Annotated in this window: 4 protein-coding genes; 2 read left to right on the top strand and 2 right to left on the bottom strand. The window is 73.3% G+C overall.

Annotated features, from left to right (window positions below; all coding sequences use genetic code 11):
• Positions 1–67 precede the first annotated feature (67 nt).
• Entirely contained in the window at positions 68–739 is a 672-nt protein-coding gene (locus ACFVIM_RS32945) for a FadR/GntR family transcriptional regulator (protein WP_384309398.1), read from the top strand.
• 19 nt (positions 740–758) lie between these two features.
• On the opposite strand, the gene ACFVIM_RS32950 is transcribed toward ACFVIM_RS32945, so the two are convergent.
• Both ACFVIM_RS32950 and ACFVIM_RS32955 read right to left on the bottom strand, forming a co-directional pair.
• Positions 759–1,559, bottom strand: a complete 801-nt coding sequence (locus ACFVIM_RS32950; protein WP_384309401.1) for an SDR family NAD(P)-dependent oxidoreductase — start codon at positions 1,557–1,559, stop codon at positions 759–761.
• Entirely contained in the window at positions 1,556–2,794 is a 1,239-nt protein-coding gene (locus ACFVIM_RS32955; RefSeq protein WP_384309407.1) for an enolase C-terminal domain-like protein, read from the bottom strand. Before ACFVIM_RS32955 ends, ACFVIM_RS32950 begins: the two co-directional genes overlap by 4 nt.
• Positions 2,795–3,140: 346 nt before the next feature.
• Here ACFVIM_RS32955 and ACFVIM_RS32960 point away from each other — a divergent pair, with 346 nt between their 5' ends.
• Positions 3,141–4,454 (top strand): PAC2 family protein, encoded by a 1,314-nt coding sequence (locus ACFVIM_RS32960; protein ID WP_384309404.1) that lies wholly within the window; start codon positions 3,141–3,143, stop codon positions 4,452–4,454.
• Positions 4,455–4,798 lie beyond the last annotated feature (344 nt).

The following is a 4,798-nucleotide window of genomic DNA, read 5'->3' on the forward strand; positions in this document are numbered from 1 at the left end:
CTCCGGTGGAGCCGCCCTCGTTGTACGCTCACACATCCGATGTATGGGCCGGGATCAGGGGGCCGGGATGGCAGTCACCGACGAGGCGATCGAGCGGATCAAGGGAATGATCGTCTCCGGGGCGCTGCGGCCCGGTGACCGGCTGCCCAAGGAGAGCGAACTCGCCACCGAGCTGGGGCTCTCGCGCAACTCGCTGCGGGAGGCGGTCCGGGCGCTCTCACTGATCCGGATCCTCGACGTCCGGCAGGGCGACGGAACCTACGTCACCAGCCTCGATCCCCAGCTGCTGTTGGAGGCGCTGAGCTTCGTGGTGGACTTCCACCGCGATGACACCGTGCTGGAGTTCCTGGCGGTACGCAGGATTCTGGAGCCCGCCGCCACCGCGATGGCCGCCGGCCGGATCGACGAGGCCGAACTGGACGAACTGGCCGCGCGCATGGACGCGCTGGGGGCCACGCCCTCGGTGGAGTCGCTGGTCGCGGCGGACCTGGAGTTCCACCAGCGGATCGTGCGCGCCTCGGGGAACTCCGTACTCTGCTCACTGCTGGAAGGGCTGTCGGGCCCCACCACCCGGGCCCGGATCTGGCGCGGGCTCACCCAGGAGGACGCGGTGAGCCGGACCCTCCAGGAGCACCGGGCGATCCTGGGGGCGCTGCGGGACCGGGACGCGGAGGCGGCGCGCTCCTGGGCGACGGTCCATGTGGCCAGCGTGGAGCAGTGGCTGCGCGCCACGCTCTGAGGGCCCTGGGCGCGCGGAGTCAGCGCGGCGGGCGGGGCCGCAGCCCCTGCATGCCCCCGTCGACCGCGAGCGCGGTCCCGGTGACGGCGGCCGCCGCCGGGCTGGCGAGATAGCCGACGGCGGCCGCGACCTCCCCGGCCGTCACCAGCCGTCCCATCGGCTGACGCGCCTGGAGCGCGGCCCGCTCGGCCGCGGGGTCATCGGCCCGCTCCAGCAGCCGGCCGACCCAGGGCGTGTCGGCGGTGCCGGGGTTGACGCAGTTGACCCGCACCCCTTCACGGACGTGATCGGCGGCCATGGCGAGGGTGAGGGAGAGGACCGCGCCCTTGCTGGCGCTGTAGAGGGCCCGCTGGGGCAGCCCGGCGGTGGCCGCGATCGAGCAGGTATGGGTGATCGAGACGGCGCCGGGCCGGCCGGCGGCGGCGGCGCGCAGATGGGGCAGCGCGTGCCGGGCGACCCGGACCATGCCGAGCACATTGATGTCGAGGACATGGCGCCACTCGTCGTCGGAGTTGTCGGCGACGGTCCCGACGGCTCCGACGCCCGCGTTGGAGACGACGGTGTGCAGGGCGCCGAACGCGGCCGCCGCCAGGTCGACGGCCCGGCGCACCGCCGTGTCGTCGGTGACGTCGGCGGTGAGGGCGAGCGCCGCGGCCGGGACGTCCGAGGTGTCCCGGTCCAGGACGGCGACCCGGGCTCCCTCCGCCAGCAGCAGGGCGGTCACGGCCGCGCCGATCCCGGAGCCGCCGCCGGTGACGAGGGCGCCCATCCCCGCGAACGTACCGCCCGCGCCCGCCGTGTACGCCGTCGCCGCCTTCATGAGGTGATCTCCTCGGTGCTCCGGGACCGCCAGACGGGCCCCTCGGGATAGCGGTGGGCCGCGAGCGACTCGGGCCGCATCCGCGCCGAGAAACCGGGCGCGCGGGGGGCGGCGTACCGTCCGGAGATGATCACGGCGGGATCGCAGAAGTGCTCGTGGAGATGGTCGACGTACTCGATCACCCGGCCGTCCAGGCTCCCGGAGACGGCGACATAGTCGAACATCGCCAGATGCTGCACCAGTTCGCACAGCCCCACCCCGCCCGCGTGCGGACAGACCGGGGCCCGGTACTTGGCGGCGAGCAGCAGGATCGCCAGGTTCTCGTTGACCCCGGCCACCCGCGCGGCGTCGATCTGGACGAAGTCCACCGCTCCCGCCTGGAGGAGCTGTTTGAACACCACCCGGTTGGCGGCGTGCTCCCCGGTGGCCACCTTGACCGGCTGCCCCGCCCGTACGGCCGCGTGGCCGAGGATGTCGTCGGGGCTGGTGGGCTCCTCGATCCAGTACGGGCGGTACGGGGCGAGGGCGGTCATCCAGCGCACCGCGTCGGCGACGTCCCACCGCTGGTTGGCGTCGACCGCGATCCGCACCGAGGGGCCGACGGCGGCCCGTGCCAGCCGCATCCTGCGGACGTCGTCGCCGAGGTCGCCGCCGACCTTCAGCTTGATCTGGGTGAAGCCGTCGGCGACGGCCTCCCTGGCGAGCCGCACCAGCTTCTCGTCGCTGTAGCCGAGCCAGCCGGGTGAGGTGGTGTAGGCGGGATAGCCGCGCTCCCGCAGCAGCGCGGCCCGCTCGGCGCGGCCGGGCGCCGCGGCGCGCAGGATCCCCAGTGCCTCGTCCCGGGTGAGCACATCCGTCAGATAGCGGAAGTCGACCAGGGAGACCAGCTCTTCGGGGGTCATCGCGGCGAGGAACTCCCAGACCGGCAGGCCCGCCCGCCGTGCCGCCAGGTCCCAGGCGGCGTTGATGACCGCCCCGGCCGCCATGTGGGTGACCCCCTTCTCGGGTCCCAGCCAGCGGAGTTGGGAGTCCTGGGTGAGGGCGGTGTGCAGCGCCGCCAGTCCCGCGGGCCCGAGCGGCGCCGGGGTGCCGACAACGAAGGGGCGCAGCGCCTCGATGGCGGCGGCGGCCACGTCGTTGCCCCGGCCGATGGTGAAGCAGAGTCCGTGTCCCTCCGCGCCCGTGTCGGTACGCACCACCACGTAGGCGGCGGAGTAGTCGGGGTCCGGATTCATCGCGTCGGAGCCGTCGAGCGTCCGTGACGTGGGGAAGCGGATGTCGTGGACCTCGAACCCGGTGATGGTCTCGTTCACGCGCTCACCCCAGCGTCCCGAACATCGGATGAATGAACATCGGACCTCTTGGTCATCCGATGTATAGCGCCGATCCCACGGAACCGTCCAGAGAAGTGCCGGAGAATCCCGGCCACAGCTCGGATGAATCCTGAGTCATCAGGGGTATGCGGCCCGTGCGGGGCTGTCTCGCCGAAGTTCACCCACCCGTGCGGGAGGGCTGCGGCGGGGCTCCCCGTAACCCGTAAGGTTGGGGCGTAAGCGAGAGAACTTCGGAAGGAGGCACTGGGTGATCGAGCTCGACGGTGTGCCCGAGCTCATCGACCCGGTCATGGTGGCCGCGTTCGAGGGCTGGAACGACGCCGGCGACGCCGCCTCCACCGCGGTCGCGCACCTGGAGCGGGAGTGGAAGGGCGAGGTGTTCGCGGCGCTCGACGCCGAGGACTACTACGACTTCCAGGTGAACCGGCCCACGGTGTGGCTGGACGGCGGAGTACGGAAGATCACCTGGCCCACCACCCGGCTCTCCGTGGTGCGCGTCGGCGGCGACAAGCCACGCGACCTGGTGCTGGTGCGCGGCATAGAGCCGTCGATGCGCTGGCGCTCCTTCTGCAACGAGCTGCTGGGCTTCGCCCATGAACTCGGCGTCGAGATGGTGGTGATCCTGGGCGCGCTCCTCGGCGACACCCCCCACACCCGTCCGGTGCCGGTCAGCGGGATCACCTCGGACCCGGACCTGGCGCGGACCATGGACCTGGAGGAGACGCGGTACGAGGGCCCGACGGGCATCGTCGGCATCCTCCAGGAGGCGTGCACCCACGCGGGCGTGCCCGCCGTGAGCCTGTGGGCGGCGGTGCCGCACTACGTCTCCCAGCCGCCCAACCCCAAGGCCACACTGGCGCTGCTGAACCGTCTTGAGGACCTGATCGGGCTGCGTATCCCGCAGGGTGAACTGCCCGAGGACGCCCGCGCCTGGCAGCTCGGCGTGGACCAACTGGCCGCCGAGGACAGCGAGGTCGCCGAGTACGTCCAGACGCTGGAGGAGGCCCGGGACACCGCCGAGCTGCCCGAGGCGTCCGGCGAGGCCATCGCCCGTGAGTTCGAGCGCTATCTGCGGCGCCGCGACGGCGGTCCGGGGACGGGGACGAGTACGGGCCCCGGGGTGGCGACCGAGAGCGGCGACGGCGGCGGCTCCTATCTGCGCGACGCCCGCGAGACCGGTCCGGCCGGGCGCCCCTCGAAGGCGTCCTACGCGGAGCGGGAGGGGCCGCAGGAGGACGCGGCCGAGGATGCTCCGGCGGGCGTCGCGGAACCGGACGGCCTTCCGGCGGAGGCATCCGGGGACGCGGACGCCGGGGTCGACGACACACCCCGTGAGGCGGAGCCCGAGGCGGCGCGGGAACCATCCGAGGAGACGGCGGAGCGGGAGAGCGGGCCGTCCGGGTCCCCGTCGGATGAGCCGTCCCAGGCGGAACGATCCGACAGCGATGCCGGTACGGACACCGGCACCGGGAGTGGCTCCGGCACCGGGACCGGCTCAGGCGGCACCGACGCCGACGCTCCCGCGCGGGACACCCCGGATGAGGATCCGCCGACCGGCTGACGCCCGCCCGCGGACACGCACCCGCGGACATCCACGGACATCCGCACGCGGACACGCGCCCGCGGACGCCGACGGTCCCACGGCGGGCCGCCGGTCTCCGGGCGGCCGTGCCGTGGCGGCGCCGTGGGGCCGTCACCGCCGGGAGTCCTCCCGGTCCCGATCACCGGGTGATCCCGACCAGATCCGACCAGATCCGGCCACCCCCGACCGGTGCCCTGGCGCCCGTCGGGGCCGAGACCACGCCCCGGGCCGCCGCCGCGTCGGGAACGGTTCCCCCGCGTCACACCACCAGGTGCGCCGGTATGACGCGACATCACCTCCGGCACAGGACATGAGGGGTGCCC

Source organism: Streptomyces sp. NPDC057638, from assembly GCF_042800315.1.
In the GTDB taxonomy this organism is placed as follows: domain Bacteria; phylum Actinomycetota; class Actinomycetes; order Streptomycetales; family Streptomycetaceae; genus Streptomyces.